General features: G+C 64.0%; 1 protein-coding gene and 1 pseudogene. Both read right to left on the bottom strand.

The annotated features are described in order from the left end of the window. Window positions 1–246 (bottom strand): annotated as a pseudogene (locus E4Q08_RS23490) (efflux RND transporter periplasmic adaptor subunit); the annotation flags it as partial. Between the two features lie 79 nt (window positions 247–325). Next, window positions 326–1,737 (bottom strand): TolC family protein (locus tag E4Q08_RS23485; RefSeq protein ID WP_308240214.1); only part of this gene is annotated, 1,412 nt, incomplete at its 5' end.

Raw genomic sequence — 1,737 nt, 5'->3', positions numbered from 1 at the left:
GTCTTTGCTAGCCTCGCCAGCGTGCGTCCCGGCTTTCTCGCCCGCAGCGTGTTCGTCCTTGCCCTGGTGCTCACCTGGCTTCTCGGCAGGGGCGTGCGGCTCTTCGGCGCTGTTCATTGCCGTGCCGGCCTTGGCGGTGGTGGCCGGAGATTCGGTCTTGCCACAGCCGCCGAGAATCAGGGCGGAGAAGCCGAGCGCGAGAAGTGCCGCCCGCTGCGCTGGAAGTACGTGGAATAGCTTGTTCATGAATGATCTTCCAATGGATACGTTTTCAGGTGATGGGTGCCGTGTGCGACTCGGTGATGGCTCATCACGAGCTCTTCGGCTACCGATGCCAGCCCGCTGCCTGCTCGAGTTCGATGCGCACCAGGGCCAGATCGATCATCGCCTCCAGTACTTCGCGGCGGGTATCCAGAACTTGCCGGGTTGCCAGCAGGAGTTGAGCGAGGCTGATCTCACCAGCCCGGTAGGCTGCTACGGACAGACGCTTGTTCTCGTTCAGGCGTTGCAGGACAACTTGATCGAGCTGCTTTACCCGACCACGCAGGCTTTCCCGCTTCTGCCACAGAGTCAGGACCGTTGCGCGCGCGTCCCGACCGGCCATCTCGCGCTCGATCTGGGCTTTACTCACGTCGGTGACCGCTCTGCCGATGCCGGTGGCGTTGCGCCGAAACAGTGGCAGGGGTAGGGAAACGGAAACGCCGGTGACCTGCTCGCGTGCATCGCTTGGTCCTTCACGGGCCGTGAAAACGCCGACAGTCACGTCCGGGTATGCCGCGGCACGCTCCAAACCCAGTCGACTGCGAGCGGCCTGCTCCTGGTACTCCAGCGCACGCAATTTCGGCCGGTCAGCGGCTGTGGTCAGCAGCTCGTCCAGGGTGTATGGCGTGGCCACTTCGGAGGCCAGCGTCCCTCGTACTTCCGGCAGCGCTTCGGCCGGCAATTGCAGTGTGGCGGCGAGATCTGCGCGGGCCTGGATGAGCTGCTCGCGCGCCGCCTGCAGCTGATTGTCGGCGCGGCCGAGCTCAACCTCCGCGAGATTGCTGTCGAGCTTGGTATCCTCGCCCGCCGCAAAGCGTTTTCTTGCCGCTCCAGCAGCATCCCTGATCAAGCTGACCAGTTCAGCCTCGGTCGTGGCACGCGTCTGCAGGCCCAATACCTGGACGAACTTCTGCTCGACCTCGGCGAGGACCCGCCGGCGAGTCTCTTCGATGCTTTCCTTGAGTGCGGCCAGATCCTGCTCAGCCGCGCTGCGACGATAGCCGTGCTGACCTGCGATCTCCAGGGTCTGGGAAAGATCGGCACCCCACTCCCGCAGGGTGTCATTTCCCTGGCCCGGGAGAGGAACCTTGCGGCGGGCCTGTTCGGCGGCTAGTTGCGGGTTGTTCCAGAGCAGGCCACGGGTGTCATCGAGTTGCCCCTCGGTGGCGGCCAGTTCGGCTTGCGCTGCCCGAAGTTGGGGGTTGGCCGCTTCGGCAAGCTGCAAGGCCGCTGCCAAGGTCAGGGGTGGCTCGGCAGCCAGCGCCGTCGACGTGACGGCCGCCAGGATCAGCGTTGCGATGAAGTGGGCCACACGCCCACGATGAATATCTGAATGCATGTCTCGTCGAAATCTCCGTTTGATACCCGCGCATGCAGGCGGCAAGGCAACCAGATAGTTGGCCTTGGCTTTGTCAGTTGTTTCCGCGGGAGGAACGCTGAAATCCTGTAGTGGCGGACGTTTGCCGCCGACTTGCG

Source organism: Candidatus Accumulibacter contiguus, from assembly GCF_012940005.1.
Taxonomy (GTDB): domain Bacteria; phylum Pseudomonadota; class Gammaproteobacteria; order Burkholderiales; family Rhodocyclaceae; genus Accumulibacter; species Accumulibacter contiguus.
This window is presented reverse-complemented; position numbering and strand designations above follow the sequence as displayed.